General features: G+C 66.1%; 33 protein-coding genes. 21 read left to right on the forward strand and 12 right to left on the reverse strand.

Annotation, left to right across the window (positions count from 1 at the left end; genetic code table 11):
• Positions 1–165: 165 nt before the first annotated feature.
• On the reverse strand, positions 166–669 hold the full coding sequence (locus FG95_RS02535) for a GNAT family N-acetyltransferase (RefSeq protein ID WP_037553750.1): 504 nt from the start codon (positions 667–669) through the stop codon (positions 166–168).
• Between the two features lie 90 nt (positions 670–759).
• Between FG95_RS02535 and FG95_RS02540 the strand changes: the two genes are divergently transcribed.
• Both FG95_RS02540 and FG95_RS02545 read left to right on the forward strand, forming a co-directional pair.
• Positions 760–1,131 carry a dihydroneopterin aldolase gene (locus FG95_RS02540; protein WP_037553752.1) on the forward strand — a complete coding sequence of 124 codons (372 nt, stop codon included), beginning with the start codon at positions 760–762 and terminating at the stop codon, positions 1,129–1,131.
• Positions 1,128–1,889 carry an SDR family oxidoreductase gene (locus FG95_RS02545; protein ID WP_037553753.1) on the forward strand — a complete coding sequence of 254 codons (762 nt, stop codon included), beginning with the start codon at positions 1,128–1,130 and terminating at the stop codon, positions 1,887–1,889. Before FG95_RS02540 ends, FG95_RS02545 begins: the two co-directional genes overlap by 4 nt.
• 142 nt (positions 1,890–2,031) lie before the next feature.
• Here FG95_RS02545 and FG95_RS02550 read toward each other — a convergent pair whose 3' ends face one another.
• Together FG95_RS02550 and FG95_RS02555 are read right to left on the reverse strand one after the other, a co-directional pair.
• A complete protein-coding gene (locus tag FG95_RS02550; RefSeq protein ID WP_037553755.1) occupies positions 2,032–3,465 on the reverse strand; it encodes an NAD-dependent succinate-semialdehyde dehydrogenase in 1,434 nt (477 codons plus the stop codon).
• 48 nt (positions 3,466–3,513) lie between these two features.
• Positions 3,514–4,113, reverse strand: coding sequence for a TIGR02466 family protein (locus tag FG95_RS02555; protein WP_037553757.1), 600 nt, complete (start codon positions 4,111–4,113; stop codon positions 3,514–3,516).
• 123 nt (positions 4,114–4,236) lie between these two features.
• Between FG95_RS02555 and FG95_RS02560 the strand changes: the two genes are divergently transcribed.
• Both FG95_RS02560 and FG95_RS02565 read left to right on the forward strand, forming a co-directional pair.
• The gene (locus FG95_RS02560; RefSeq protein ID WP_037553760.1) at positions 4,237–5,157 is read left to right on the forward strand and encodes an SMP-30/gluconolactonase/LRE family protein; all 921 of its coding nucleotides are present in this window, start codon (positions 4,237–4,239) and stop codon (positions 5,155–5,157) included.
• Between the two features lie 9 nt (positions 5,158–5,166).
• Complete coding sequence (locus FG95_RS02565; protein ID WP_037553762.1) at positions 5,167–5,856, forward strand: VIT1/CCC1 transporter family protein; 690 nt, start codon at positions 5,167–5,169, stop codon at positions 5,854–5,856.
• On the opposite strand, the gene FG95_RS02570 is transcribed toward FG95_RS02565, so the two are convergent.
• A complete protein-coding gene (locus FG95_RS02570) occupies positions 5,853–6,236 on the reverse strand; it encodes a DUF488 domain-containing protein (protein WP_037553764.1) in 384 nt (127 codons plus the stop codon). The genes FG95_RS02565 and FG95_RS02570 overlap by 4 nt on opposite strands.
• 57 nt (positions 6,237–6,293) lie before the next feature.
• On the opposite strand from FG95_RS02570, the gene FG95_RS02575 reads away from it, so the two are divergent.
• Genes FG95_RS02575 through FG95_RS02585 form a run of 3 tightly spaced genes read left to right on the forward strand, consistent with a single transcriptional unit; the run spans position 6,294 to position 8,537 of the window.
• Positions 6,294–7,400, forward strand: a complete 1,107-nt coding sequence (locus FG95_RS02575) for a DUF2855 family protein (RefSeq protein WP_037553766.1) — start codon at positions 6,294–6,296, stop codon at positions 7,398–7,400.
• A gap of 48 nt (positions 7,401–7,448) precedes the next feature.
• A complete protein-coding gene (locus FG95_RS02580) occupies positions 7,449–7,838 on the forward strand; it encodes a hypothetical protein (RefSeq protein ID WP_037553767.1) in 390 nt (129 codons plus the stop codon).
• Positions 7,839–7,886: 48 nt separating this feature from the next.
• A complete protein-coding gene (locus tag FG95_RS02585; protein WP_037553768.1) occupies positions 7,887–8,537 on the forward strand; it encodes an HAD-IA family hydrolase in 651 nt (216 codons plus the stop codon).
• On the opposite strand, the gene FG95_RS02590 is transcribed toward FG95_RS02585, so the two are convergent.
• Positions 8,529–9,422, reverse strand: a complete 894-nt coding sequence (locus FG95_RS02590) for a LysR family transcriptional regulator (protein ID WP_037553769.1) — start codon at positions 9,420–9,422, stop codon at positions 8,529–8,531. The two genes, FG95_RS02585 and FG95_RS02590, sit on opposite strands and share 9 nt — an antisense overlap.
• 91 nt (positions 9,423–9,513) lie before the next feature.
• Between FG95_RS02590 and FG95_RS02595 the strand changes: the two genes are divergently transcribed.
• The 8 genes from FG95_RS02595 (at position 9,514) to FG95_RS02630 (ending at position 15,565) form a co-directional block, all read left to right on the forward strand.
• Positions 9,514–10,224, forward strand: coding sequence for a CoA transferase subunit A (locus FG95_RS02595; RefSeq protein ID WP_037553770.1), 711 nt, complete (start codon positions 9,514–9,516; stop codon positions 10,222–10,224).
• Positions 10,221–10,550, forward strand: coding sequence for a DUF5076 domain-containing protein (locus FG95_RS19770; protein ID WP_235211432.1), 330 nt, complete (start codon positions 10,221–10,223; stop codon positions 10,548–10,550). Before FG95_RS02595 ends, FG95_RS19770 begins: the two co-directional genes overlap by 4 nt.
• Positions 10,550–11,416, forward strand: a complete 867-nt coding sequence (locus tag FG95_RS02605) for an HAD family acid phosphatase (protein WP_037553771.1) — start codon at positions 10,550–10,552, stop codon at positions 11,414–11,416. Before FG95_RS19770 ends, FG95_RS02605 begins: the two co-directional genes overlap by 1 nt.
• Positions 11,416–12,051: a CoA transferase subunit B gene (locus tag FG95_RS02610; protein ID WP_037553772.1), complete on the forward strand. Its 636-nt coding sequence runs from the start codon at positions 11,416–11,418 to the stop codon at positions 12,049–12,051. The genes FG95_RS02605 and FG95_RS02610 overlap by 1 nt, the downstream gene beginning before the upstream one ends.
• A complete protein-coding gene (locus FG95_RS02615; RefSeq protein WP_037553773.1) occupies positions 12,044–12,493 on the forward strand; it encodes a hypothetical protein in 450 nt (149 codons plus the stop codon). Before FG95_RS02610 ends, FG95_RS02615 begins: the two co-directional genes overlap by 8 nt.
• A gap of 77 nt (positions 12,494–12,570) precedes the next feature.
• The gene (locus FG95_RS02620; RefSeq protein WP_037553774.1) at positions 12,571–13,851 is read left to right on the forward strand and encodes a serine hydrolase domain-containing protein; all 1,281 of its coding nucleotides are present in this window, start codon (positions 12,571–12,573) and stop codon (positions 13,849–13,851) included.
• 68 nt (positions 13,852–13,919) lie between these two features.
• On the forward strand, positions 13,920–14,897 hold the full coding sequence (locus FG95_RS02625) for an NAD-dependent epimerase/dehydratase family protein (RefSeq protein ID WP_037553776.1): 978 nt from the start codon (positions 13,920–13,922) through the stop codon (positions 14,895–14,897).
• Entirely contained in the window at positions 14,885–15,565 is a 681-nt protein-coding gene (locus FG95_RS02630; protein WP_037553778.1) for a glutathione S-transferase family protein, read from the forward strand. Before FG95_RS02625 ends, FG95_RS02630 begins: the two co-directional genes overlap by 13 nt.
• On the opposite strand, the gene FG95_RS02635 is transcribed toward FG95_RS02630, so the two are convergent.
• Positions 15,562–16,080, reverse strand: coding sequence for a sterol desaturase family protein (locus FG95_RS02635; protein ID WP_037553779.1), 519 nt, complete (start codon positions 16,078–16,080; stop codon positions 15,562–15,564). The genes FG95_RS02630 and FG95_RS02635 overlap by 4 nt on opposite strands.
• 212 nt (positions 16,081–16,292) lie before the next feature.
• On the opposite strand from FG95_RS02635, the gene leuC reads away from it, so the two are divergent.
• From leuC to FG95_RS02660, 5 genes are all read left to right on the forward strand, one after another.
• Complete coding sequence (gene leuC, locus FG95_RS02640) at positions 16,293–17,723, forward strand: 3-isopropylmalate dehydratase large subunit (protein WP_037553780.1); 1,431 nt, start codon at positions 16,293–16,295, stop codon at positions 17,721–17,723.
• Positions 17,720–18,310, forward strand: coding sequence for a 3-isopropylmalate dehydratase small subunit (leuD, locus tag FG95_RS02645; protein ID WP_037553781.1), 591 nt, complete (start codon positions 17,720–17,722; stop codon positions 18,308–18,310). The genes leuC and leuD overlap by 4 nt, the downstream gene beginning before the upstream one ends.
• Positions 18,311–18,341: 31 nt before the next feature.
• The gene (locus tag FG95_RS02650; RefSeq protein ID WP_037553840.1) at positions 18,342–19,337 is read left to right on the forward strand and encodes an NADPH:quinone oxidoreductase family protein; all 996 of its coding nucleotides are present in this window, start codon (positions 18,342–18,344) and stop codon (positions 19,335–19,337) included.
• Positions 19,338–19,402: 65 nt separating this feature from the next.
• The gene (locus FG95_RS02655) at positions 19,403–19,615 is read left to right on the forward strand and encodes a DUF167 domain-containing protein (RefSeq protein ID WP_081932970.1); all 213 of its coding nucleotides are present in this window, start codon (positions 19,403–19,405) and stop codon (positions 19,613–19,615) included.
• Between the two features lie 71 nt (positions 19,616–19,686).
• Positions 19,687–19,980, forward strand: coding sequence for a hypothetical protein (locus FG95_RS02660; RefSeq protein ID WP_037553783.1), 294 nt, complete (start codon positions 19,687–19,689; stop codon positions 19,978–19,980).
• 24 nt (positions 19,981–20,004) lie between these two features.
• Here the strand turns inward: FG95_RS02660 and sdhA are convergent, their stop codons facing one another.
• The 4 genes from sdhA to FG95_RS02680 form a co-directional block, all read right to left on the reverse strand.
• Positions 20,005–21,807 (reverse strand): succinate dehydrogenase flavoprotein subunit, encoded by a 1,803-nt coding sequence (gene sdhA / locus FG95_RS02665; RefSeq protein ID WP_037553784.1) that lies wholly within the window; start codon positions 21,805–21,807, stop codon positions 20,005–20,007.
• Between the two features lies 1 nt (position 21,808).
• Positions 21,809–22,216: a succinate dehydrogenase, hydrophobic membrane anchor protein gene (gene sdhD / locus FG95_RS02670; RefSeq protein WP_037553785.1), complete on the reverse strand. Its 408-nt coding sequence runs from the start codon at positions 22,214–22,216 to the stop codon at positions 21,809–21,811.
• On the reverse strand, positions 22,209–22,589 hold the full coding sequence (gene sdhC, locus FG95_RS02675; RefSeq protein ID WP_037553786.1) for a succinate dehydrogenase, cytochrome b556 subunit: 381 nt from the start codon (positions 22,587–22,589) through the stop codon (positions 22,209–22,211). The genes sdhD and sdhC overlap by 8 nt, the downstream gene beginning before the upstream one ends.
• 192 nt (positions 22,590–22,781) lie before the next feature.
• Entirely contained in the window at positions 22,782–23,249 is a 468-nt protein-coding gene (locus FG95_RS02680; RefSeq protein WP_037553787.1) for a cupin domain-containing protein, read from the reverse strand.
• A gap of 97 nt (positions 23,250–23,346) precedes the next feature.
• Between FG95_RS02680 and dapE the strand changes: the two genes are divergently transcribed.
• Entirely contained in the window at positions 23,347–24,480 is a 1,134-nt protein-coding gene (gene dapE / locus FG95_RS02685) for a succinyl-diaminopimelate desuccinylase (RefSeq protein ID WP_037553788.1), read from the forward strand.
• Here dapE and FG95_RS02690 read toward each other — a convergent pair.
• Positions 24,477–25,055 (reverse strand): Smr/MutS family protein, encoded by a 579-nt coding sequence (locus tag FG95_RS02690; RefSeq protein ID WP_037553789.1) that lies wholly within the window; start codon positions 25,053–25,055, stop codon positions 24,477–24,479. The genes dapE and FG95_RS02690 overlap by 4 nt on opposite strands.
• Before the next feature lie 7 nt (positions 25,056–25,062).
• Positions 25,063–26,388 carry a murein transglycosylase A gene (mltA, locus tag FG95_RS02695; RefSeq protein ID WP_037553790.1) on the reverse strand — a complete coding sequence of 442 codons (1,326 nt, stop codon included), beginning with the start codon at positions 26,386–26,388 and terminating at the stop codon, positions 25,063–25,065.
• Positions 26,389–26,390 lie beyond the last annotated feature (2 nt).

Here is a 26,390-nt window from a genome sequence, read left to right on the forward strand (position 1 = left end):
TCCTGGACTCCGGCTTTCGCCGGGGAGCACAATCGGGCAAATTCAGGGAAATCCCAGAAAACTGCGCAACTTTACTCGCAAATCGCAGTTCGGTGGGGCAGGCGGACAGCATCCCCGAAGGCTATGCTGCCGGAATAATGTAGGACAGCGATTTTTCCGGCTTGCCTAGCGCGGCCCGATCATCCCTGCCGCCGTCGGCAATTCATGCCCGTTCACCGCCCGTGCGAGCAGGCGGCGTTTCTCGAATGGGCCGGGCAGATCCCATTCGCCCGTGGCGTCGGCCTTAAAACCGAAAAAGCGGCCATAATATTCGGGATCGCCGATCATCATCAGCGCGCTGTCGGCGCAGGTCTCGGCGGCGTCCAGCATATGCGCCATCAGCGCGCGGCCGTGACCGCCGCGCTGGACGTCGGGATGGATCGCGACCGGGCCGACCATGACGAGCGGCGTCACGGTACCATCAGCGCCGCGATGCGCGACCGGCCAGCACTGGATCGTACCGATCAGCGCGCCGTCCTCGACGAGCGCGAAGCTGAGCGCGGGCACCGCATCCACGCCTTCGCGGATGCGGTAGGCGGTTCGTCCAAAGCGATCCGTTCCGAAAGCGGCGTCGAGGAGAGCCTCGACCGCCTGCGGCTCGATGTCGGACAATGGAAGTAACTCGACCAACGCGTACCCTTTCGCTAATGCGGCGGCGCTTTAGGGTCCGACGCCGGTGATGGAAAGCCGAATGTCACGCCCGTTCGACAGGATTTTCTTGTGACCGATATATTGTGGCTGGAAGTGACCGGGCTGACCGTCGAAGTGCTCACCGGCATCTATTCCGAAGAGACGCACCTGCCGCAGCCGCTGCGCATATCGGTGCGGGCGAAGCTGGCGATGGCCGATCATTACGAGCCGACCACCCCGCTCAGCCGCTCGAAAAATTATATGCACCTGAAATTCGCGGCGACCGAGGGCATCCCGAAGGACGTCCATTTCGTGCTGATCGAAAGCGTCGCCGACCATATCATCGACACCTTGTTCCTGCAGGACGAGAAGGTCGAGGAGGTCGAGGTCAAGATCGTCAAGCTCGCGATCGCCGAGGAGGGCGAAGAGATCGGCATCACCATGCGGCGGTCGCGCAAATGACGCAGAAGCTGGCGCTCGTCACGGGTGGGCTCCACCGCGTCGGCGCCGCGATTTCGGCGCGGCTCGCGCGCGAAGGCTATGAACTCGCGCTGCACAAGCGCAGTCCGGGCGACGCCGATCCGGTGCTGGCGGAGGCACTCGCCGAGACGGGCGCGATCAGCCACCGCTTTGCCGCGGACCTTGCCGAGCCGGCCGCGGTCGATGCACTGATCCCCGCGGTGATCGAAAAATTCGGCCGCGCGCCCAACCTGCTCGTCAACAATGCCGCGCTGTTCGCCGAGGGCGAATGGGGCGATCTGTCGGCCGCCGCGCTCGCCGAAATGATGCAGATCAACCTGTCGGCGCCGGTGATGCTGGCGAAGGCACTCGTCGCCGCGAGCGAGGGCCAGCGTCCCGCGATCGTCAACATCGTCGACCAGCGCGTCGTCCATCCGGTGCCCGATCAGATCGCCTACAGCCTCTCGAAATCGGCGCTGTGGCAGGCGACAGCCACGCTGGCGGTGGCCTTCGGAAGTCGCGCACGAATCAATGCGGTTGCGCCGGGGCTGACGATGGCGACCGACGATTATTCGAGCACGCAGGTCGAGCGGCTGGCGAAGCGTATGCCGCTGGGCGCGCTGCCGACGCCGGCGCACATCGCCGACGCGGTTATCTATCTGGCGCGCGCCGACGCGGTGACGGGGCAGACGATCTTCGTCGACGGCGGCGCGCATCTGGCGCCGATGGGGCGCGATTTCGTGGCGCTGGAGCGGGATTAAAATCCTCCCTGTCGCGAAGCGATGGGGAGGTGGCAGCCCGAAGGGCTGACGGAGGGGCTTTGACGTCACCGTCGCGGCCCCTCCACCACTCGCTTCGCGAGCGGTCCCCCTCCCCATGGCTCCGCCACAGGGAGGATCTAAATCAATAAATGTGCACCGCCTTGGTGACGAGATACCCATCCAGCCCCTCGGGCCCGCTTTCGCTGCCGAAGCCCGATTCCTTGATCCCGCCGAACGGCGTGTCGAGCGCCGAGATGACGAAGCTGTTCACCCCGACCATGCCGCTTTCGATGATGTCGACGATGCGGTTGATGCGCCGGCCATTTTCGGTGAAGGCGAACGCCGCGAGGCCATAGGGCAGCCGGTTCGCCTGTTCGAGCGCCTCTTCCTCGGTGCCGAAGGGGCGGATCAGCGCCATCGGACCGAAGGGTTCGTTGTTCATCGCGTCGGCCTCGACCGGGACATCGGCGATCGCGGTCGGCTGGAAGAAATAGCCGTCGCCGGTCGCCTCGCCGCCCGCGATGACGCGCGCACCCCTGGCTTTCGCGTCGGCAACCAGCGCTTCGAGCGCGGGTACGCGACGCGCGTTGGCGAGCGGGCCCATCTGCGTGTCGGCGTCGAGGCCGCTGCCGATCTTCACCTTTTGGGTGCGTTCGGCGAAGCCTTTGACGAAGGCGTCGTAGATGCCCTGCTGGACATAGAAGCGCGTCGGCGAGATGCAGACCTGCCCCGCGTTGCGGAACTTCTGCCACACGACCCTGTCGAGCGTCGTTTCGAGATCGCAATCGTCGAAGATCAGCACCGGGGCGTGGCCGCCGAGTTCCATCGTGATGCGCTTCACGCCGTCGGCGGCGAGCTTCATGAGATGCTTGCCGACCGTGGTAGAGCCGGTGAAACTGACCTTGCGGATCACCGGGCTCGCGAGCAAATGCCGGCTGATCATGTCGGGGTCGCCATAGACGAGTTGCGCCACGTCGCCGGGGATGCCCGCATCGGCGATGCAGCGCATCACCGCGCTGGTGCAGCCCGGCGTTTCCTCCGGCGCCTTGGCTATGACGACGCAGCCCGCAGCGAGCGCGGGGGCGATCTTCTTGACCATCAGGTTGACCGGGAAGTTCCACGGGCTGAAGCCCGCGACGGGGCCGACGGGGTGCCTGGTGACCATCGCGCGCTGGCCGAGCGGGCGCTGGAGGACGCGGCCCTCAATGCGCTTGCCCTGCTCGGCGAAATAGTCAAACAGCCCCGCCGCCGAGAGCACTTCGCCGCGCGCTTCGCCGATCGGCTTGCCCTGTTCGAGCGTCAGCAAGGTCGCGATATGGTCGACGCGTTCGCGGATGATCCCCGCGGCCTTGTGCATCAGCGCCGCGCGCTCGTCGGGGGTCTTCGCACGCCACGCGGGCCAGCCACGGTCGGCGGCAGCGAGTGCCTCGTCCAGGTCGGCCGCGGTCGCGACCGGCAGGTCGGCGATCGTGCCGGCGGTCGCGGGATTATAGACCGGCCGCTCGTCGCGCCCCTCGCCGCTCCGCCAGGCACCGTCGATGAAGAGCTGGAGGTCGGCGTCGTAGGTCGCGGTCATGGAAAATCCTTGGTCAGGAAAGGGGGATGACGGCGATATAGGAGCAGCTCAGCGATAGTTAAAGCTGATGCTGATCCGCTCGCCCTTGCCCGAATGCGGCATCACCTCGTGGCGCAGCCAGCTTTCCCACAGGAACACTCGGCCAGCGGCGGGTTCGGCGTAGATGAAGGGGTGCAGATGCTCGGGTGCATCGTCGGTGCGCCCCGGCGCGGCCATCAGCATCGGTAGGCGCGGATCTTCGAGCTTGAGCGCGCCCGATCCCGCCGGGACGGCGACGTAGAAAGTGCCCGACACAATGCTGTGCGGGTGGATATGGCCGCTGTGGGTACCGCCGGGCTTCAGGATATTGACCCACAGGCTGTCGAGCTTGAGCGGCTTGGCGAGGTCGAAGTGGCAGGCCTTGGCGAAGGCCTTCACCTGCTTGTCGAGCAACTTTTTCAGGTCGTAGAAGGCCGGATCGCGCTCGGGCAGGTCGCCGAGGCTCGCATAGCTCGTATAGCCTTTATAGCCATGCTCGCGGCTCCACGCCTTTCCCGCCCCATCCTCTGCGGCGAACAGGCGGCAGCTCTCCTCCAGCTCTTTGAGCAGGTCGGGGGTGCCGATGTCGGCCTCGTAAAAATGGGTGGCGAAGAGCGTGCGAACGGGCATGATGGCCGCAAAGCATAGGATAAGAGCAAGAGCAAGGAATACACCGCCTTCGTCACCCTCGAACAAGACAAGTGGCTCGTTCGAGGGTGACGAAGATAGAAATGCACAAAGAGGGAGATGGGGATGGCCGAGTTTGAACTGATCGCCGACGGATTGCGCTTTCCCGAGGCGCCGGTCGTGATGGACGACACAAGCGTCATCGTCACCGAGATCGAGGCGAGGCGGATCACGCGCTGCTGGCCGGGCGGCAGGAAAGAGGTCATCGCGACCCCCGGCGGCGGTCCCAACGGCCTTGCGATCGGCCCTGACGGCAACCTGTATTGCTGCAACAACGGCGGGTTCAACTATGTCGAATCGAACGGCTACCTCGCCCCCCACGGCATCGCCGACGATTATTCGGGCGGGCGGATCGAGCGGATCGATATCGAGACGGGCGCAGTCGAGGTCCTCTATAAGTCGGGCGATCATGGCGTGACGCTGCGCGGCCCGAACGACCTGATGTTCGACGCGCACGGCGGCTTCTGGTTCACCGATCACGGCAAGGTCGATTATGCGGCGCGCTGCCACGATATCGTCGGCATTTTCTATGCCAAGGCCGACGGCAGCTTCATCGAGGAAGTGATCTTCCCGAGCTATAATCCCAACGGCGTCGGCCTCTCACCCGACGGGACCAAGCTCTATGCCGCCGAAACCTACACCTGCCGCCTGACGCAGTTCAACATCGTCGCGCCGGGCAAGGTCGACGATGCCGCGGGCCCCGGCGGCCCCGGCATCCCGCTTTACCGCCCTGCGGGCTATAAATTCTTCGACAGCCTCGCGATGGAAGCGAACGGCAATATCTGCGTCGCGACGATCGGCGAGTGCGGGATCAGCGTCGTCTCGCCGCAGGGCGAGCTGGTCGAATTCGTCGCGACCGACGACATCTTCACCACCAACATCGCCTTCGGCGGGCCCGACCGGCAGGATGCCTATATCACGCTGTCGGGAACCGGCCGGCTGGTGAAGACGCGCTGGGCAAGACCCGGACTGCAACTCCAATATTAGGGGCGACAAATGCACGAGGAAACCCATGCCGTCACGCGGATCGGCTGGCTGCGCGCCGCGATCCTCGGCGCCAACGACGGGATCGTATCGACCGCGAGCCTGATCGCGGGAGTCGCGGCCGCCGGCGCGTCGGAGGCATCGATCCTGATCACCGGCAGCGCGGGACTCGTCGCGGGCGCGATGTCGATGGCGGCGGGCGAATATGTGTCGGTGAGCTCGCAGGGCGATGCCGAAAAGGCCGACGTCGAGCTGGAGAAGCGCCACCTCGCCGCCGATCCCGAGTTCGAGCTCGAGGAGCTGACGCAAATCTATCAGGAACGCGGGCTCGACCGCGCGCTCGCCGAACAGGTCGCAGCGCAGCTCACCGCGCACAATGCGCTCGATACGCACCTGCGCGACGAGCTCGGGATGACCGACGCCATGGCGGCGCGGCCGGTGCAGGCGGCGGCGGCTTCGGCGGCGAGCTTCGCAACCGGCGCTGCATTGCCGCTCGCGACGGTGCTCGTCGATCGGGGCGACACCTTGCCCTTCACCGTGTCGGCGGCATCGCTCGTTTTCCTCGCGATCCTCGGCGCGCTCGGGGCGTGGGCGGGCAATGCGCCGATGCTGCGCCCGGTCGTGCGCGTGACCTTCTGGGGTGCGATGGCGATGGCGGCGACGATCGCGATCGGCTCGCTGCTCGGGACGACGGTGGGCTAGCGCCGCTCCAGCCACTCGCGGAGCGCGACGGCGTTATTCCGGTCCGCGTCCTTCGCGGCGTAGAGCAAGGTCACGGGCCCCGTCTGCGCCGCCGCGTCGAGCGTGAAAAGCGCCGCCTGCACTTCATCGCCGCCCGCGTCGAGTTCGGCGAAATAGTCGTGGCGGAAGGCGTCCCAAGCTTCATCCGATGTGGCGGTCTCGCCATGGAAGCGCTTGCGTAAGGCATCGCTCGGCGACAGCGGCTTTAGCCACGCCGCGAGCGCCGCCTTCTCCTTCGACACCCCGCGCGGCCACAGCCGGTCGACGAGGAAGCGCGTGCCGTCCCCGGGACCAGCCGGTTCGTGGATGCGTTTGACCGCGATTGTCAGGGGCGGCGCCATCTGTATGACTATCGGCCATCCCGCACTCGCGGGCAAGCCAATCGGAGGGGTCCGAACATGAGCAGAGCTGGCTGGGCGATCGACATCGATCGCGATGATATCACGCAAGCAAAATTGGTCGCCGAAACCGCCGCGCCGCTCGCGCCCGGACAGGTGCGCGTTCATCTCGACAGCTATGCGATGACCGCGAACAACATCACTTACGCAGTGTTCGGCAAGCCCGTGGGGCTGTTCGGCAACGACCAGGGCTATTGGGATTTCTTCGCCGAGCGTGATGCGCCCGGCCGCCTGCCCGTCTGGGGTTTTGCGACGGTGACCGAAAGCAACGCCGACGGCGTCGCGGCCGGCGACCGCTTCTACGGCTATTATCCGATGGCGGAGGGCGCGGTATTGACCGTCGGAAACGCTGGATCGGGTGGCTTTACCGACGTCACCCTGCGCCGCACCACGCTGCCCCCGATCTACAACCATTACCAGCGGGTCGAGGCGCTCGAAGGCTATCGCGCGGCCGACCATGATTATTGGCCGGTCTTTCGCCCGCTTTTCCTCACCGGCTGGCTGATCGCCGACCAGTTCGAGGACGAGGGCGATTATGGCGCGAGCCAGATCCTGATCGCGAGCGCGTCGAGCAAGACCGCGATCGGTCTTGGCTTTTCGCTCGCGCGGCGCGGCGACCATCGTCCCGAAACGGTCGGCCTGACCAGCAAGGCCAATGTCGCCGACCTCGATGCGCAGCGCATCTACGACCGCGTCATCGCCTATGAGGACATATTGACGCTCAATCCCGGTACGCCGTCGGCGTTCGTCGATATGGCGGGCAATGGCGCGGTCACACGCGTCGTGCACAGCCATTTCGGAAACAATCTGAAAGCCTCCATCATCGTCGGCAAGTCGCACTGGGACGCCGATGCCGGCGGGGCCGCACTCCCCGGTCCCGAACGGCAAGGCTTTTTCGCGCCCGGCCGCAGTCAGAAACGCATCGCCGACTGGGGCGGCGCGGCGTTCGGGCAGAAGATCGCCGAGGCCTGGCTCGCCTTCATGGACGTTGCGCCGCGGCTGACTTCGGTCGATAAGCGCAGCGGCGGCGACGCGGCGCTTGCCGCCTATCGGGAGATGCTCTCGGGACAGGCCGACCCCAGAAAGGGGATCGTCGTCGTCCCATGAGGGTCGCGTGGGAGCAGTTCCTTTCCTAGCCGCACGAAAGGAAAGCTTATGCTTCGCACGATTGCTTTCATCGCCTCGCTCGCGCTCCTGCTGCCGGCAGGCGCGGCGCTCGCCGAAACACCCAAGGCCGCGCCCGCGCGCAAGGCCGACCTCGCCGACCGTGTCGCGGGCACTTACAAGGGAGCGGTCGTGTCCGACGCGCGCGGATCGTCGCGCGACAATGTCACGATCACCGTGACGCGCACCGGCCCGAACAAGGTCGAGGTCAAGTCGGACTATCCGCGCATACCGACGGTGACGATCCCGCTCGAAAAGGCGATGGACGCGATTCTCGCCGCGAGCGGGCCGTCGGTGTTCCTGCTCGACACGGTGCGTTCGCCCGACCGGCTCGACCTGACGATCGACGATGCGAGCTGGTCGGGCACGCGCGCGAAATAGCGCCGCGGCGCGGTTGACGTTAACGTCAATCTGCGCTCTAGCCGCGCCATGCCCAAATACACCCACATCATCTTCGACTTCGGCGGCGTCATCACCGCCTCGCCATTCGAAGCGTTCAACCGGCTCGAGGAAGAGCGCGGGCTGCCGCGCGACTTTGTCCGCCGCGTCAACGCCGCCGATCCCGACACCAACGCTTGGGCTAAGTTCGAGCGCGCCGAAATCGACGCCGCGGCGTTCGATGCGCTGTTCGCGGCCGAGGCGAAGGCGCTGGGCCATGATCTGGAGGGCGAAGCGGTGCTCGCGGTGCTGGCGGGGGCAGTGCGCCCTGCGATGGTCGCGGCGCTCGATACGCTGAAGGCCGAGGGCTTCGGGATCGCTTGCATCACCAATAATGTCCCCAGCGGCAAAGGCGCGGGGATGGCGCGGAGCGAAGGGCTCGCCGCCGAGGTCGCGGCGATCATGGCGCGCTTCGACCATGTGATCGAATCGAGCAAGGTCGGCGTGCGTAAGCCCGACCCGCGGATTTACGAGATGATGTGCGAAAAGCTCGGCGCCCGGCCCGCGAACTGCATCTACCTCGACGACCTCGGGATCAACTGCAAACCCGCGAGCCAGCTCGGCATGCACGCGATCAAGGTGACGAGCGGTGAACAGGCGCTCGCCGACCTGTCGGCGGCGCTGGAGATGGATTTACCCTGACGCCTCGGCGAGGTTGAGCCTTGCCGCGCGCTCGAAGATTTGCGTCAGCACCGGCTCGGTGTCGGCGACGCGCATCGCGACATGAAACTCGACCGGGGCGAGCGCGGGCATGGCCTCGATCAGCACAAGCGCGCCGCTTGCCACCTCGCCGCGCACCATCGGCCGCGGAAAGATGCCGATGCCACCGCCCGCTTTCGCGATGTCGATCATCGTGCGCGCATTGTTGCAGAGGTTGAGCGATTTCTGCGCGATGCGCGACGCCGCGATCGCCTCGCGCATCCGGCCGTGGATCGGCGAATGGCTGGCGAGCGACCAGACGGGAAGCATCGCCTCGCCGTCCGCAAAAGCTGCCGCGACCGCGGGGCTGGCGAGCCACACCAGCTCGACTTCGCCGATCGAGCTGGTCTTGAGGGCGGGATGCGCGATCGGCCCCGCGGCGAAGGCCATGTCGGTGCGCCCGGTCAGCAGCTGCTGGATCAGGTTCGCGGTGAGGTCGATTTCGATCTCGAGCCCGACATTCGGCATGTCGGCCTTCAATCCCGCGACGAAGGCGGGAAGGCAGCTCGCCGCCGCGATCTCGCCCGCGCCGATGCGCACGACGCCGCTCGCCTCGCCATAGCCGCCGCTGCCGAGCAGCGCATATTGCATGTCGCGGAGCAAGGGATCGCAGTCGCGCACCAGCTTGCGCCCCGCCGCGGTGAGCGACATCGTGCGGCCTTCGCGGCGGAAGAGCGTGGTACCCAGCCGTTGCTCAAGCTCGCGCATTCGCGCCGACACCGTCGGTTGCGTCGTGTTGAGCCGCTCCGCCGCGGCCGAAAAGGTGCCGAGCCGGTCGATCCAGAGCAGGGTTTCGAGATGGTAGAGCGCGACGCGATTGATAGACATTATCTATCTATAATCCAAAAATCGAACAATTAGAATTGATGGATCAAATGCGCCAAGGTCGCGCCCGACATACCGGCAAGGAGGCCCCTTCATGGCGAACAAGCAATATTCCGATGCAGCAGCCGCGCTCGACGGCCTCCTTTTCGACGGCATGCAGATTTGCGCGGGCGGCTTCGGCCTGTGCGGCATCCCCGAGCGGCTGATCGACGCGATCCGCGACGCGGGCACGAAAGACCTCATCATCGCGAGCAACAACGCCGGGATCGACGGTGAAGGGCTCGGCAAGCTGCTCCGCACCAAGCAGGTCAGGAAGATGATCTCGTCCTACGTCGGCGAGAACAAGGAGTTCGAACGGCAATATCTCGCGGGCGAGCTCGAGGTCGAATTCTGTCCGCAGGGCACGCTCGCCGAACGCTGCCGCGCCGGCGGCGCGGGCATCCCCGGCTTCTATACCAAGACCGGCGTCGGCACGCTCGTCGCCGAGGGCAAGGAAGTGAAGAATTTCGACGGGCAGGATTATATCCTCGAACGCGGCATCTTCGCCGATCTCGCGATCATCAAGGGGTGGAAGGCCGACGAGAGCGGCAACCTCATCTTCCGCAAGACCGCGCGCAACTTCAACCAGCCGATGGCTACCGCGGCGAAGATCTGCGTCGCCGAGGTCGAGGAAATCGTGCCGGTGGGCAGCCTAGACCCCGACGCGATCCACCTCCCCGGCATCTATGTGAAACGCCTCGTCCTCGGCGCGCCTTACGACAAGAAGATCGAATTCCGCACCGTGCGCCCGCGCGAGGCGGCGTGAGCTTCGGTCGTAAAGGCATCGGGCATAAAGGCTCGATCGACGTCAGCGGCATTCCGGCGCTGGCGGGCGGCGAAGAGTTTCTGCGTATGTGGAAACAATCGAACGGCAATGTCCTGTGCGTCATCGATCCCGCCGCGTTGGGTGCCGATCCGATGCTCTTCGGCCTCGCGATCGTCGATGCCATCCGGCATGGCGCCAAGGCTTACGCACAGGCCGTCAATGTCGATGAGGAACATGCCTTTGAGCGGATCATGGAAGGCGTAAACGCCGAGCTGGCCAACCCCACCGACACGCCGCGACCGCTCGGCCCGGAAGGAACGCACTGATGAGAAAGATGCTGATCTCGGCGTCCGCGCTGCTTTTGGCAGGCGGCGCCAGCGCGCCGGCTGAGGTTGTGGCCCTCCCCGCCGCGCCGGCCGGCACCGCCAGGCCCCCGGCCCAGCTGCAATATCTTTATGGCTCGCCCGAAGCGGCCGTAGCGGTTCGTGCGACCAATACGCGGATCGCCGACTATGGCGTGTGGCGAATCAAGGAGCGTCCAAAGGACAGCGTTGTCCTAGCGGCGGGGGCCACGATGGACGCTCCGGCCTTCGAGCCGTGCGGCGACAAGCCCTTTGCTGCGGTATTCGACGCCGACGAGACCTTGATCTGGAACCTCGGCCCGATGCGTTACTTCGCCGAGAAGGGCACCGCGTTCGATCCCAAAATCTGGGACCAGTGGGAAAAGACCGGCGCGGGCAAGGCGGTCGCGATGCCCGGCAGCGTCGAGATGGTGAACAAGCTCCGCGCCGCGGGGATCACCGTGATCGCCAACACCAACCGCAGCGCCGCCAATGCCAAGGGCAGCGAGGATACGTTGCGCGCCGCGGGGCTCGGCGCGTTCAAGCACGGCGAGACTTTGTTCCTGATGGGCGACGATGGCGGCGGGTCGAGCAAGGACGGGCGCCGCGCGACGATCGTGTCGCGTTACTGCGTGATCATCCTCGCCGGCGACCAGCTCGGCGATTTCAGCCAGCAGTTCAACGTCAAGGACTTGCCCGCCGCGCAGCGCATGGCGCTTGCCACCAGCGCCGGCGCCACCGCACTCTGGGACAAGGGCTGGTTCCTTTTCCCCAACCCCGTCTATGGCCCGTGGGAAAAGCTGGGCTGGGACGATGCCTTCCCCTCCGACAAGCAATGGGAGCCCAAGTAATGGCATGGACGCGTGATGACATGGCGGCGCGCGCCGCGAAGGAACTGCAGGACGGCTATTACGTCAATCTCGGCATCGGCATCCCGACGCTCGTCGCGAACCATATCCCCGCGGGAATGACGGTGACGCTCCAGAGCGAGAACGGCATGCTCGGCATCGGGCCCTTTCCCTATGAGGGCGAAGAGGATCCCGACCTGATCAACGCGGGCAAGCAGACGATCAGCGAGCTGCCGCAATCGGCCTATTTCAGCTCGGCTGACAGCTTTGCGATGATTCGCGGCGGGCATATCGACCTCACCGTCTTGGGCGCGATGGAGATCGCCGAGAATGGCGACATCGCGAACTGGATGATCCCGGGCAAGATGATCAAAGGCATGGGCGGCGCGATGGACCTCGTCGCCGGGGTCAAGAAAATCATCGTCGTGATGGAGCATGTGGCCAAGGACGGCAGCCCCAAATTCATCCCCGCATGCACGCTGCCGCTGACCGGCAAGAACGTCGTCGACATGATCGTCACCGACCTAGCCGTATTCAAGCGCGACGATCATAACAGCCCGTTCCGGCTGATCGAGCTCGCTCCGGGGGTAACGGCCGAAGAAGTCGCCGAAAAGACGACGGCGCATTACGTTGCCTGATGTCGCGGCCAACCCCGGCTCCACCTGGCTGATCGTCGGCGGGTGGTTGTCGGTTCTGGCCGCGCTGCTTCATATCGCCTGCATCTTCGGAGGACCCGACTGGTATAGATTCTTCGGAGCGGGCGAAGCCATGGCGCGCGCCGCGGCGCGCGGCGAGTTGTGGCCGACGCTGATCACGCTCGCGATCGGCGCGGTCCTGCTGGTCTGGGCCGCCTATGCCTTTTCGGGGGCCGGTTCGCTTCCGCGCCTGCCGCTGCTGCGAACAGGGCTGATCGTCATCACCGCGATCTATCTGCTGCGCGCGTTCCTGTTCGTGCCGCTTCATTTCTGGCGGCCGCAGCATAGCGACAGTTTCGCGATCTGGTCGTCGCTGATCGTCCTTGCCTATGGCGCGGTTTATGCGGTCGGGATATTCAAGGCTTGGCCCCATCTGGCCCCCTGAACCGCGCCGGGGGTGACGGCGGTGCAAGTCGCGGCTATGACAGCGGCCAGATAAAAGGTCGCAATCCAGTCGAGTCCATGAAGCGCGTTTTTACCATTTTGATCGCTGTTGCCGCGCTGGGATCGGCCGGCTGGTTCGGTATCCATGCCCTGGGCGGCAGCGACCCCCTTGCCAGCGTCCCGATTCCTATCAAGGCCGCCGAAAATCTGCCCGACACGCCTGCCGAATGGCGCGGCCGGATCGACTATCCCGCGCTCGACCGGCAACTCGCCGACCTGTCGCAGCGTCCCGAAATGGCGGGACTGGCGGTGGCGGTGGTCGAAGACGGCAAACTCAGCTTCGTGCGCACCTATGGCGTCGCCGACGCCGCGACCGGCGCGCCGGTGACACCGCATACGCTGTTCCGCTGGGCCTCGGTTTCCAAAACCGCGGCGGGCGCGCTGGCGGGCGCGCTCGCCGCCGACGGCACCGTCGATCTCGACCGCCCGATTGCCGCCTGGAATACCTCGCTGCGGTTGCCGGGGGGCGCCGAAGCGCGCGTTACGCTGGACGACCTGCTGGCCCAGCGCACCGGCCTGACCCGACATGCCTATGACGAGAAGCTGGAGGAAGGGCGCGATCCCGCCCTGCTGCGCGCGAGCCTTGGCGCCGCACCGCTGCAATGCGACCCCGGCACCTGCTACACCTATCAGAATGTCGCGTTCGACGCCGCAAGCGAGATATTGGGTGCGGCCGCGAACGAGCCTTTCGCCGACGTCGTCGAGGCGCGATTTTTCCGTCCGCTCGGCATGGTCAGCGCAGGATACGGGATGGCGCGGCTGACGGACGCCAAGGATTGGGCGAAACCGCACCGCGGCGCGCATGTCCATCCGATCAAGGAGGCCTATTGGCGCGTCCCCGCCGCCGCGGGCGTCGAAAGCGATATCGTCGATTTCGCGACATGGATGCAGGCGATGATGGGCAGCCGTCCCGACGTGCTGTCGGCGCCCGCGTTGCAGCTTGCCCATCGGCCGCGTGTCGGCACCGGCCGGCTCTATGGCGGCGCGCTGCGCCAGGCCACAAGCGAGGCGTCCTATGGCCTCGGCTGGCGGAGCTTCACCTATGGCGGGAGCCGGCTCGAAGGCCATTCGGGAGCGGTCGAGGGCTATCGCGCGACGATGATTTTCGAACCGGCGACGCGCACGGGCGTCGTCGTGCTGTGGAACAGCGATTGGGGTTTTCCCTTCCGCATCCCCTTCGCGGCGATCGACAGCTATCACCAGCGCGAAGACGCGGGCTGGCTCGACCTTGGAGAACTGCCCCCGGTGACGAGCGCGCGCACCGCCGCCAAAGCGATCGTCGAGCCCCCGAAGGGATAAGGCTCCTTGCTCCGGCGTCCATCGCCTGTGTATCAGGCGCGCGACCACGACCGGGAGGAGAATCATCGATGCGCGTGCTGCTGACCGGATCGTCGGGCTGGCTCGGGCGCTATCTGGCTCCTTTGCTCGCTGAAAACGGTCATAAGGTCGTCGGGCTCGATGTTGTCCCCGGCACGTATACCGAGGTCGTCGGCACCGTCACCGACCGCGCGCTCATCGACCGCACGATGGGCGAGCATGGGATCGAGGCCATCATTCATGGCGGCGCGCTGCACAAGCCCGATATCGTCCGCTATCCGCGGCAGGCGTTCGTTGACGTCAACGTCACTGGCACGCTGAACCTGATCGAAGCGGCGGTCGCGGCGGGCAACGGCCGCTTCCTCTTCACCTCGACCACCTCGCTGATGGTGCGCGCCGACGTGCGGGCGGGCGCGGGTGAAGCGGGCGCCTGGTGGATGGACGAGGATTTTGGTCCGATCGAACCACGCAACATTTATGGCATCACCAAGCTCGCCGCCGAACAGGCGGTGAAGCTGGTGCATCGCGAGCACGGGATTTCGGTCGCGATCCTGCGCACCGGGCGCTTCTTCCCCGAGGATGACGATACGCTTGGCGTGCCGAGCGGCCCGAACCTCAAGGCCAACGAGCTGCTCAATCGCCGCCTGACGGTCGAGGATGCCGCCGCCGCGCACCTCGCCGCGCTCGAGGCCGCGCCGGCGATCGGCTGCGATACCTTCATCCTCTCCGCCCAGCCGCCGTTCGCGCGCGACGAAGCCGAGGAGCTCGCCCGCGACGCGCGTGCGGTGATCGCGCGCCATCATCCCGACGCGGCCGACCTCTACGCCGCCGAAGGCTGGATGCTCCCCGAGAGAATCGACCGCGTCTATGACCCGTCGCGCGCCGAGCGACGCTTCGGCTGGCGCGCGCGGACCGACTTCGGCAGCGTGCTCGCGGCGCTTCGCGACCGGACGCCGCTGCCCTTCGCGCACGACCCCGATTACACCTCTCCCATTATCGCACAGGAGCGCGACGCATGTATGTGCTGATCACCGCCAACCGCAATTATTCGAGCTGGTCGCTCCGCCCGTGGATGCTGATGAAGGGCCTCTCCATCTCCTTCGAGGACCAGATCGAACCCTTCACCAATCCGGTCAACTACGACGAATTCCGAAGCTTTTCGCCGACCGGACAGGTGCCCGCGCTGCTCGACGAAGGCCGCACGGTTTACGATTCGCTCGGCATCACCCTCTATCTCGCCGACCGGCACGACGGCGTGTGGCCGACAGGGGCCGATGCGCGCGCCTGGGCGCAGTGCGCGGTCGCGGAGATGCACAGCGGTTTTTCGGCGCTGCGTAACGATTGCACGATGAATGTCGGCGTTCGCGTGACGCCGAAGCCGCCGTCGGGCGCACTCCGGCTCGACATCACGCGTCTTCGCGAGCTGTTCGCCGAAGGGCTGTCGCGGTTCGGCGGCCCTTATCTCGCGGGCGATCGCTTCACCGCCGCCGATGCCTTCTTTGCGCCCGTCGCCTTCCGCATCCGCACCTATGGCCTCGACGTCGGCGCCGGGCATGCGTGGGTCGACCATATGCTGACGCACCCGGCGATGCAGGACTGGGAACGGCAGGCGCTGGCCGAAAGCTGGCGCGAGGAAAGCCACGAAGCGGAGTTGATGGCAGCAGGCGCGATCACCGCCGACCATCGCACCGCCTAGTCGACGAGCGCCTCGCGCACTACCGCGATCCCTGCCTCACGCTGCGCCTTCAGTTCGACCTTGAGCTTGGCGGGATCGCGCGCGAAGACGAAGCCGAAACTCACCCCGCCTTCCTTGCCGAGCGTCGCATGGTGGAGCTTGTGCGCCTGCACGAGCCGCTTCGCATAGCCGCGGCGCGGCACCCAGCGGAAATAGCGCTGGTGGACGAGCCCGTCGTGCACCAGCGTATAGATGATGCCGTAGAGGAGGATGCCGAGTCCGATCCACGTTCCCGGCTCCCATGCTTCCATACCCATGATCATCGGGCTGCCCACGACGAACATCGAGATGCTCAGCGCGGCGCCGACGAGGCCGAACAGGTCATTCTTTTCCAGCACCTTGTCGTGCGGTTCGTGATGGTCACGGTGCCACGCCCAGCCGAAGCCGTGCATGATATATTTATGGCTCGCCCAAGCGACGAATTCCATCGCCACGACGGTGGCAAGGATGAGCGCGAGGATAGCGGGTGTCGACATGCGGCGGATTATAGGCCGGTTGTTTACGCGAGGCCACCTCTCCTCATTCGTCATCCCGGACTTGATCCGGGATCCATTCGTGCGGCCGATGCTGTGGACCCCGGATCAAGTCCGGGGTGACGAGGGCGAAACATGAGAAACTCCGCGACCGAAAATTGCGTTTTCGATCGCCACTCGCTTGCATTGTTATGCGACTGGCGTAAGTGGACCGCATGACTCGGCCCCGCACCCTTTATGAGAAAATCTGGGACGCGCATGTCGTCGAACAGCGCGCCGACGGTACCTGCCTGATCTTCATCGACCGCCACCTCGTCCATGAAGTCACCAGCCCGCAGGCGTTCGCGGGGCTTCGCGCGAGCGGGCGCACGGTGCGCCGCCCCGACCTGACGCTTGCGGTGCCCGACCACAATGTGCCGACGACGCCGCGGCTCGACGCCCACGGAAACAAGCTGCCGATCGCCGACCCCGAAAGCGCCGCACAATTGGCGGCGCTGGAAAAGAACGCCCCAGAATTCGGCATCCGCTATATCGACGCGGTCGCGCCCGAGCAGGGAATCGTCCATGTCGTCGGCCCCGAGCAGGGATTTTCGCTCCCCGGCACGACGATCGTCTGCGGCGACAGCCACACCGCGTGCCACGGCGGCATCGGCGCGCTCGCCTTCGGCATCGGGACGAGCGAGGTCGAACATGTGCTGGCGACGCAAACGCTGCTGCTGCAGCCCGCAAAGACGATGGAAGTGCGCGTCGAGGGCGAAGTCGGCCCCGGCGTGTCGGCGAAGGACATTATCCTCCACATTACCGGCGTAATCGGCGCCGCGGGGGGCACCGGCCATGTCATCGAATATACCGGCAGCGCGATCCGCGCACTGTCGATCGAGGGTCGGCTGACCGTCAGCAACATGGCGATCGAGGGCGGCGCGCGCGCCGGGCTGATCGCGCCCGACGAGACGACCTTCGACTATCTGAAGGGCCGCCCCTATGCACCGAAGGGTGCCGACTGGGAGGCAGCAGTCGCTTACTGGAAAAGCCTCGCGACCGATCCGGGCGCGACCTATGACAAGAGTGTCGTCATCGACGCCGCCGATATCGCCCCGAGCGTGACCTGGGGCACCAGCCCCGAGGACGTCGTGCCGATCACCGGCGTCGTCCCTGCCCCGGGCAGCTTCGCCGACCCGTCGAAGCAGACCGCGGCCGCCAAGTCGCTCGCCTATATGGGCCTCGAACCCGGCACACGGATGCAGGATGTCGAAATCGAAAATATCTTCATTGGAAGCTGCACCAACAGCCGTATCGAGGATCTGCGCGCCGCCGCCGCGGTGATCAAGGGCCGCCACAAGGCCGATAATGTCAAATGGGCGATCGTCGTTCCAGGGTCGGGGCTGGTGAAAGCACAGGCCGAAGCCGAGGGACTCGACCGCATCTTCACCGACGCGGGGCTCGAATGGCGTGAGCCCGGCTGTTCGGCGTGCCTCGCGATGAACCCCGACAAGGTGCCCCCGGGCGAACGCTGCGCCTCGACGAGCAACCGCAATTTCGTCGGCCGCCAAGGCCCGGGCGCGCGCACTCACCTCGTCAGCCCCGCGATGGCGGCGGCGGCGGCGGTGACGGGCAAGCTCACCGACGTAAGGGAGCTGATGGCATGACCCCGCTCGACAAGGTCGAAGGCCGCGCGATTCCGTTCGGGCTCAAGAATGTCGACACCGACGTAATCATCCCGGCGCACTGGCTGAAAACGACGACGCGCGAGGGCATGGGCCGCGGCGCGTTCGAGAGCCTGCGCGCCGATCCCGACAATCTGTTCGACCGACCCGAATATAAAGGCGCGCCGATCCTGATTGCGGGCGATAATTTCGGTTGCGGATCGAGCCGCGAGCATGCCGCCTGGGCGCTCGGCGACCTCGGCATCCGCGTCGTCATCGCGCCCTCCTATTCGGACATTTTCTCCGGCAATGCGGTGAAGAACGGCATCCTGCCCGTCGTGCTTCCTCAACAAGCAATCGACCGGCTGATGGAGGTTGCCGAAACCGATCCGGTGTTCGTCGACCTCGAGCATCAGACGGTGACGACGCAGTATCAGGACCGCTTCAGTTTCGAGATCGACCCGTTCCGCAAAATGTGCCTGCTCGAAGGACTCGACGAAATTTCGCTGACCGAAAAAAGCGACGCGGCGATCGGTGCCTACGAGGCCAAACTCGACGCCGACAGGCCGTGGATGCGCCCTGCCGCATAGGATCAAACGCACACCATAAGAGGAGAAGATGATGAAGGCTCTCTTGTCGACCGCCACCGGCGGCCCCGAAACGCTCGAGCTGGGCGAACTGCCGCGCCCGACCGCGGGCAAGGGCCAGATCGTGATCGACGTGAAGGCCTGCGCAGTCAACTTCCCCGACGTGCTGATCATCGAGGATAAATATCAGTTCCGCCCCGAACGTCCCTTCGCCCCCGGCGGCGAGGTCGCGGGGCTGGTCGCCGAAGTCGGCGAGGGCGTGACCGAGTTCAAGGTCGGCGACCGGGTGATCGCGGGCTGCGGCAACGGCGGCATGTCCGAAGCGGTCGCGGTCGGCGTCCACAATGTCTATCACTTGCCCGAAGGCCATGACTTCGCCGAGGGTGCCTCGCTGCTGATGACCTATGGCACCAGCATCCACGCACTCGTCGATCGCGGCCATATCAAGGAAGGCGATACCCTGCTCGTGCTCGGTGCATCGGGCGGGGTCGGCATTGCGGCGGTCGAGCTGGGCAAGGCGTTCGGCGCGCGCGTCGTTGCGGGCGTGTCGAGCGAGGAGAAGGCCGGGATCGCGAGGGCTGCCGGCGCCGACGAGGTGGTCGTCTATGGCCGCCAGCCGTTCGACAAGGATCAGTCGAAGGAACTCGCGAACAAGTTCAAGGAAGCCGTCGGTCCGAATGGCGCGAACCTTGTCTATGACGCGGTCGGCGGCGACTATGCCGAGCCCGCGCTGCGCTCGATCGCATGGGAGGGCCGCTATCTCGTCGTCGGCTTCCCCGCAGGCATCCCGCGCCTGCCGCTCAACCTGACTCTCCTCAAGAGCTGCGACGTCGCCGGTGTCTTCTGGGGCGCTTTCGTCGCGCGCGAACCGGCGCGCAATCGCGCCAATATCGCGCGGCTGTTCCAGCTGTGGGAGCAGGGCAAGATCAGCCCGCGCGTCACCGAAAGCTTCAGCCTCGAAGACGGCGGCAAGGCGATCGCCAAGCTCGGCGACCGCACCGCGGTCGGCAAGCTGGTCGTCACCGTCTGAAATACCGCCCCGACCCGGCGCTGACCGAGGCGCTCCGCGCGCTCGCCGCGCCGGGGCGGATCGAGGTGCGGGTAACGCCCGGCGCGCGGCGCGACGAGATTCGGGTCGAGGGCGAAGCAGTGCATGTCCGCGTCACCGCACCGCCCGCCGACGGCGCGGCGAACGACGCGGTGCTGCGCCTGCTCGCCGCCGCGCTCGGCCGCCCGCCGCGCGATTTGACGCTGCTGCGCGGGGCGACGGCACGCACCAAACTCATCGCAATTGCGACGAGCCGATAGCGCCGGGTTAACCAATTGGCAGGGGCTCGGCGCTATAGCCGGGCCCAGGACTAGCTGGGCCAAGGTGGATCATGGCAAAACGCCGATCGGCACGCGAAGAGGGTGACGCGAGCATCGCGAATATTTCGCGTACCCGCCGCGCGCAGCTTGTCGCCGAATTCGAAGGCGAACTCGGCGTCGATTACAAGGCCCGCGCCGCCGCCGAAGAGGCCGAACGCCGCTGGATCGCGCGCAAAACCTTCATCGTCTGGACAATCGCGCTGATGTTCTTCGCCATCGCGTGCCAGAAATTGTGGATCATGGGTCAGGACGTCGACGTGCCCTTTTCCGACATCAACCCGGTGCGCAGCCTGTTCGGCGATTAAGGCCGGCCGGCGCCCCGGCGCGATTCAATAGACCCGCGCCTTCGGCTTGATATATTCGACATCGTCCGACAGCGTATATTCGTGGACCGGACGGTAGTCGAGGCGGACGCCGCCGCCCTTGCCGCCCCAGCCGTCGAACCACGCAACCGTGTGCTTCATCCACGCTGCGTCGTCGCGATTCGGGAAATCCTCGTGCGCGTGGGCGCCACGGCTTTCCTTGCGGTTGAACGCCGAGTGCATCGTCACCGTCGCCTGGCCGATCAGATTGTCGAGCTCGAGCGTTTCGATGAGGTCGGTGTTCCAGATCAGGCTGCGGTCGGTGACATGGACGTCGTTCATCCGCTGATAGGTCTTGGTGAGCTTTTCCTTGCCCTCGGCCATCAACTCGTCGGTGCGGAACACCGCGGCGTGCTGCGACATCGCGCGCTGCATTTCGGTGCGGATCTCCGCGGTCGGCGAGCCGCCATTGGCATTGCGGAAATGGTCGAGGCGTGCGAGCGCGAGGTCGGCGCTGTCCTTCGGCAGCGGCTGCTGTGCTGCACCGGGGGTCAGAATTTCCTTGAGGCGATGGCCCGTCGCGCGGCCGAAGACGACGAGATCGATCAGGCTGTTCGAGCCGAGACGGTTCGCGCCGTGCACCGACACGCACGCCGCTTCGCCGACCGCGAACAGGCCAGGGACGACGGTGTCCGGGCCGTCCTTGCCTAGCGTGACGACTTCGCCGTGATAGTTACACGGGATGCCGCCCATATTGTAATGGACCGTCGGCACGACCGGGAGCGGCTGGCGCGTGAGATCCACGCCCGCGAAAATCTTGCCGCTTTCGGTGATCCCCGGCAGGCGCTCGGCGAGCACCGCGGGATCGATATGGTCGAGGTGAAGATAGATATGGTCGTTGTGCGGGCCGACGCCGCGGCCTTCGCGGATTTCGAGCGCCATCGAGCGCGAAACGACGTCGCGCGACGCGAGGTCCTTCGCCGACGGGGCATAGCGTTCCATGAAACGCTCGCCTTCGGAATTGGTGAGGTAACCGCCCTCGCCGCGCGCGCCCTCGGTAATGAGCACGCCGGCGCCATAGATGCCGGTCGGGTGGAACTGGACGAACTCCATGTCCTGGAGAGGCAGGCCCGCGCGAAGCACCATGCCGCCGCCGTCGCCGGTGCAGGTGTGCGCCGAGGTTGCCGTGAAATAGCAGCGGCCGTAGCCGCCCGTCGCGAGCACGACGGCCTGGCTGCGGAAACGGTGGATGCTGCCATCTTCCATGCACAGCGCGATCACGCCGCGGCACTCGCCATTTTCCATGATCAGGTCGAGCGCGAAATATTCGACGAAGAAGTCCGCGTCATATTTCAGCGACTGCTGATAAAGCGCGTGGAGCATCGCGTGGCCGGTGCGGTCGGCCGCGGCGCAAGTGCGCTGCACCGGCGGGCCCTCGCCCATATTCTGCATATGGCCGCCGAACGGGCGCTGGTAGATCGTGCCGTCGGCGTTACGCGAAAACGGCACGCCGGCATGTTCGAGTTCGTAGACCGCGTTCGGCGCCTCACGCACCATATATTCGATCGCGTCCTGATCGCCGAGCCAGTCCGAACCCTTGACGGTGTCGTACATATGCCATTGCCAATGGTCCGGCGAATTGTTGCCGAGCGACGCGGCGATGCCGCCCTGCGCCGCGACGGTGTGGCTGCGCGTCGGGAACACCTTGGTGATGCACGCGGTCTTAAGCCCCGCTTCGGCGCTGCCCATCGTGGCGCGCAGGCCCGAGCCGCCGGCACCGACGACGACGGTGTCGTAGATATGGTCGATGATCTTGTAGGCGTCGGTCATCTTACATGCCCCCCGGAGCGAGCCCGGCGGCGGGCGCAAGCGCGATACGGATGATGGCGAAGATGCCGTAAGCGGCGCCGCCGATCGCGTAGAAGTTCAAAAGCACGAGCGCGAGCAGGCGCGTCGCCTCGCCATGGACATAGTCCTCGATCATCACCTGCAGCCCGAGGCGAAGGTGCCAGAAGACGTTGGCGACCATCAGGATCAGCGCCAGCGCGACCATCGGGTTCGACGCCCAGCGCAGCACCGCGCCATGGTCGGTCATCGGCAGGCGCAGGAAGGAGACGAAGAGGAAGCCGACGAGCAGGACATTGCCGAGCGCGGTAAAGCGCTGCTGCAGCCAATGGTGCGAACCATGGTGCGACGAGCCGAGCCCGCGCACGCGGCCGAGACGCGTTCCGTTACCCATTGAGCGTCTCCGCAAAGATATAGAGCCAGGCCGCGGCGGTCGCGGCGAGTGCGCCGACGAAAACGAGGATCGACCAGAGCTTGTTGGTCTTGAGTTCATAGCCCGCGCCGGTGTCTAGCACGAAGTGGCGCAGCCCCGAGAAGAGATGCTGGAAGAAGGCCCAGGTCAGCCCGATCAGCACGATCTTGCCGAGGATATTGGTGATCTGGTGAAAGGTGCCGACCTCAGGGCTCGGGTCGTGCCACACGCAGGCGACGAACGCCGCATAGGCATCGGGCCCCGCGGCGAGCGCGCCGAGCCACCAGAGGAACATCAGCCCGCCGACGATCGCGAGACCGTCACCACTGACGCGGTGAAAGATGGAGACCGCCATTGCAGGGGTCCATTTATACACCTGTAAATGCGGGGAGCGCGGACGCGCGCTTGGTTCGTTGCCAGCCATATCAGCCCTGTCTTGACTCTAAACGGTCGATGCGCCGCCGGTTAAGCCTTCCCGCCGCGATATGCAATTGCTTAGGAGCATAGGGGAATAAAAGCTTGGGCCGGGGCGGTCATGTTCGACCGGTCACGGTATCCGCGATGTCGGGTAGGGCGTGCCGTCCTTGTGGAAATAGCCGTCGGGCGTGAAGAGCATGTCGATGTCCGAATAGCCGCCGCCGGTGTCATATTTCTTGCCGCCGCCCAAGGCGACGAAGATGCAATCGGCGTCCGATTCGTTGATCAGATGATGGCCGTTGGTGCTGCCCTTCGGCCACACCGCGATGTCGCCCGGCCGCATCGGATATCGCCCGTCATCCTCGACGAGCACCGCCTCGCCCGCAATCATCACGAGCATCTCGTCCTCGCCGTCGTGCCAGTGGCGCTGCGACGACCAGGCGCCGGGTTTGAGGACAACGTGACTCGCGGCGAAATCGCTGAGGCCGGTCGGCGGCGCGAGGCGGCGGTACCAGCGGCCCTGCACGGGCGCATCATAAGGCGCGGGGTAACCGGTGGTGTTCGTTTGCGGAATGGTTTCGAGATCGAGCTTGGGCATGGCAGTCCTCGTGGATTTTGTTCTTCCTTTGTTTCGCACAAAGGCGGCGTCATGCAAAGCCTCGACTTGCACGCGAACGAAGGAGTAAGGGGCGGGCATGACACATCATGTCGATCCGATCGAACTCGCCAAGGCGCTGATCGCCGCGCCGAGCGTCACGCCGGCCACCGGCGCCGTGTTCGACGCGCTGGAAGCGGCGCTGGTCCCGCTGGGCTTCACCGTCGAGCGCTTCATCGACGGGATCGAGCCCGACGGGCCGGTCGAAAATCTGCTCGCGGTGCGCGTGGGCAAGGGGCCGAAACATTTCGGTTTTGCCGGACATCTCGACGTCGTGCCGCCGGGAGTCGGCTGGACCAGCGATGCCTTCGTGCCCGAGGTTCGCGGCGAGCTGCTTTATGGCCGCGGCGCGGTCGACATGAAGGGATCGATCGCGGCGTTCGTCGCGGCGGCGGCGGCAACCCCGCACGACGCGGGCACGATCAGCCTGATCATCACCGGCGACGAGGAAGGCCCCGCGATCTTCGGTACCCGCGCGCTGATGGAGCATATGGACGCGCGCGGGGTGAAGCCCGACATGATCGTCGTCGGCGAGCCGACGTCGGTGAACAAGCTCGGCGACATGGTGAAGATCGGGCGGCGCGGGTCCGTTAATATCTGGATCGACGTGCCGGGGACGCAGGGGCATGTCGCCTATCCGCACCTCGCCGACAATCCGATCCCGAAACTGGTGAAGATATTGTCGGAGATCGATTCGGTCAGCCTCGACGCCGGGACCGACTGGTTCCAGCCGTCGAACATCGAATTCACCGATATCGAGGTCGGCAATGGCGCGACCAACGTCATCCCCGCATCGGCGCGGGCGCGGCTGTCGATCCGCTTCAACGACCAGCATCGCGGCGCCGACCTCGTCGCGATGATCGAGCGGATCGCGCACGACATCGAACAGGAGGCCAAGATATTGGGCAAGATTTCGGGCGAAGCTTTTCTGACGCCGCCGGGCGAGCTGTCCGAGCTGGTCGCCGAAGCGATCCATGCCGAGACCGATCTCCGGCCCGAAATGTCGACGACCGGCGGCACGTCGGACGCGCGTTTCCTCCACGCGCTGTGTCCGGTGGTCGAATTCGGGCTTACCAATGCGACGATGCACAAGCTCGACGAGGCGGTGGCGGTGGAGGATCTGCACAGGCTCACCGCGATCTATCGCGGCATTTTGATGCGCGCTTTTCTCTAATCCTCGCGCGATCTGCGCAGGATGACATAGACCGCCCCTGCTCCCCCGTGACTGATGTGTGCGGGGCGAAGCGCGACGATCCGGTCGGCATGGGGAGAAAAGGCGAGCCACTCGGGGAGCGAGGCGCGGATCGCGCCGCGCGGGCGCGGATCGCCGTGCATCATCGGCAGCCGGTCGGCCCCCGGACGCAGCCGTCCCGCGACGACAAGCAGCACGCGCGCACCGCATAACAGCGCGCGGCCGATCGCCTCATCGAGCAGTGCCTGCGCCGAGGCGAGCGTGTGACCGTGGAGATCGATGCTCATATCGGGGCGGACGAGCCCCTTGCGCAGGCGGCGGTCCCAATGGCCGTCAAGCGTCGCGGCCTGGTGCGTGCGGCGCGGCGGCGGGAGTTTTGCCGGCGTAGGACGCGGCGCGGCAGCGGGGACGGCGGTGCTGCGCGCAGTCGGCGTCGGCGACTTGACCGTCGGCGGGACCACGGGCGCGAGCGGCGCCTTCGCCTTGGGCAGCGGCGTCACCGTCGCTGCCACCTTCCTCCACAGCGCGCTTTCGTCGGGATCGAGGCGCCGCGGCATGGCGCGATCAGCTTGCCGGGATCAGCCGCGCGATGCTGGTGCGCGGAAGCAGGAGCAAAGCCAAACCCCGCGCCGACATGCCGCCCGCAATCGCGCGCGCCTCCTCGCCCGCGCCCCAGAAACTGTCGAAGCGGTTCGCGCCCTTGATCGCGCCGCCGGTGTCCTGCGCGACCCAGAGACCATTGGGTTCGGCGCGGTCGAGCGACAGGAAGACGGGGGCGCCCAATGGCACATATTTGGGGTCGGCGGCGACGCTCGCGCGGCCGGTTACTGGCACGCCCAAAGCGCCGAGCGGACCGGGGCCGGTGAGTTCACGGAAAAAGACCCAGCTCGGATTCTCGTTCATCACAGCCGCGCCGCGCACCGGATCCGCGCGCAGATAATCGAGAATACCCTGCATCGACGCCTGCCCCGGCTGGAGTTCGCCGCGGTCGCGCAGCAGCTTGCCGATGCCGACATAGCCGCGGCCGTTCTGCGTGTCGTAACCGATGCGCATGATGCCGCCGTCGGGGAGGCGGAGGCGGCCCGAGCCCTGCACCTGCAGGAAGAAGAATTCGGCAGCGTCGGCCGCCCAGGCGATTTCGAGCCCGCGCCCTTCGAGCGCCCCGCTCTCGATCGCAGTGCGGTCGTAATAGCGGACGAAATTACCCTCCTCGACGCGGCCGCGGATCTTCCGGCCCTTCAAATCGTCGGCGAACTGGCCGAGGTCAACTTCGACGAGGTCGGCGGGACGGCGATAGATGGGGACGTCGTAACCCGGCCGCTTGTCGCGCGATGCGGCGATTTCAGGTTCATAATAGCCGGTGACGAAGGCGGCGCCCGCACCGACCTGGATCGTGCCGAAATAGCGGGCGAAGAAGCCGAGCGCGTCCTGGTCCGCCCAGTCTTTCGCCGCAGTGCAGCTTTCGGTCCAGTCGGCGCCCTGCGTCAGCCCGCTCGTATCGGTGCGCCGCTGCACCGACGGGCAGCTGCTGCGGAAGGCGGCGAGCGCGGCCGCCGCCTGCTCGGCGGTCACGCCGAGCGTGGCGAAATCGGGGCCGGCGATCACCCCGCTGGCGGAGGCGGTCGTCGCATCGGCAGGCGGCGGGGCGGTAGGAAGCGGCGCAAGCGGGGTCGCGGGGATCGGCTGCGCGGCGGCGCCGGGGCGCTCGGACGGGCGCGGCACATAGGGGCGCGGGGTGCCGAGCGGACGCGCTGGTGCGGGAGTGACGGTCGCCGGGCGGCTGCCCTCACCGGCGGGAACGGCCGATGCACAGCCCGCCAGCAGCGGCAGCGCCGCCAGCAGCGCGAATCCGAAAGCCCGCGCGCGCGGCGCCCCTACCGTCAGGATCACGG

The organism is Sphingopyxis sp. LC363 (genome assembly GCF_000756385.1).
Taxonomy (GTDB): Bacteria; Pseudomonadota; Alphaproteobacteria; order Sphingomonadales; family Sphingomonadaceae; genus Sphingopyxis.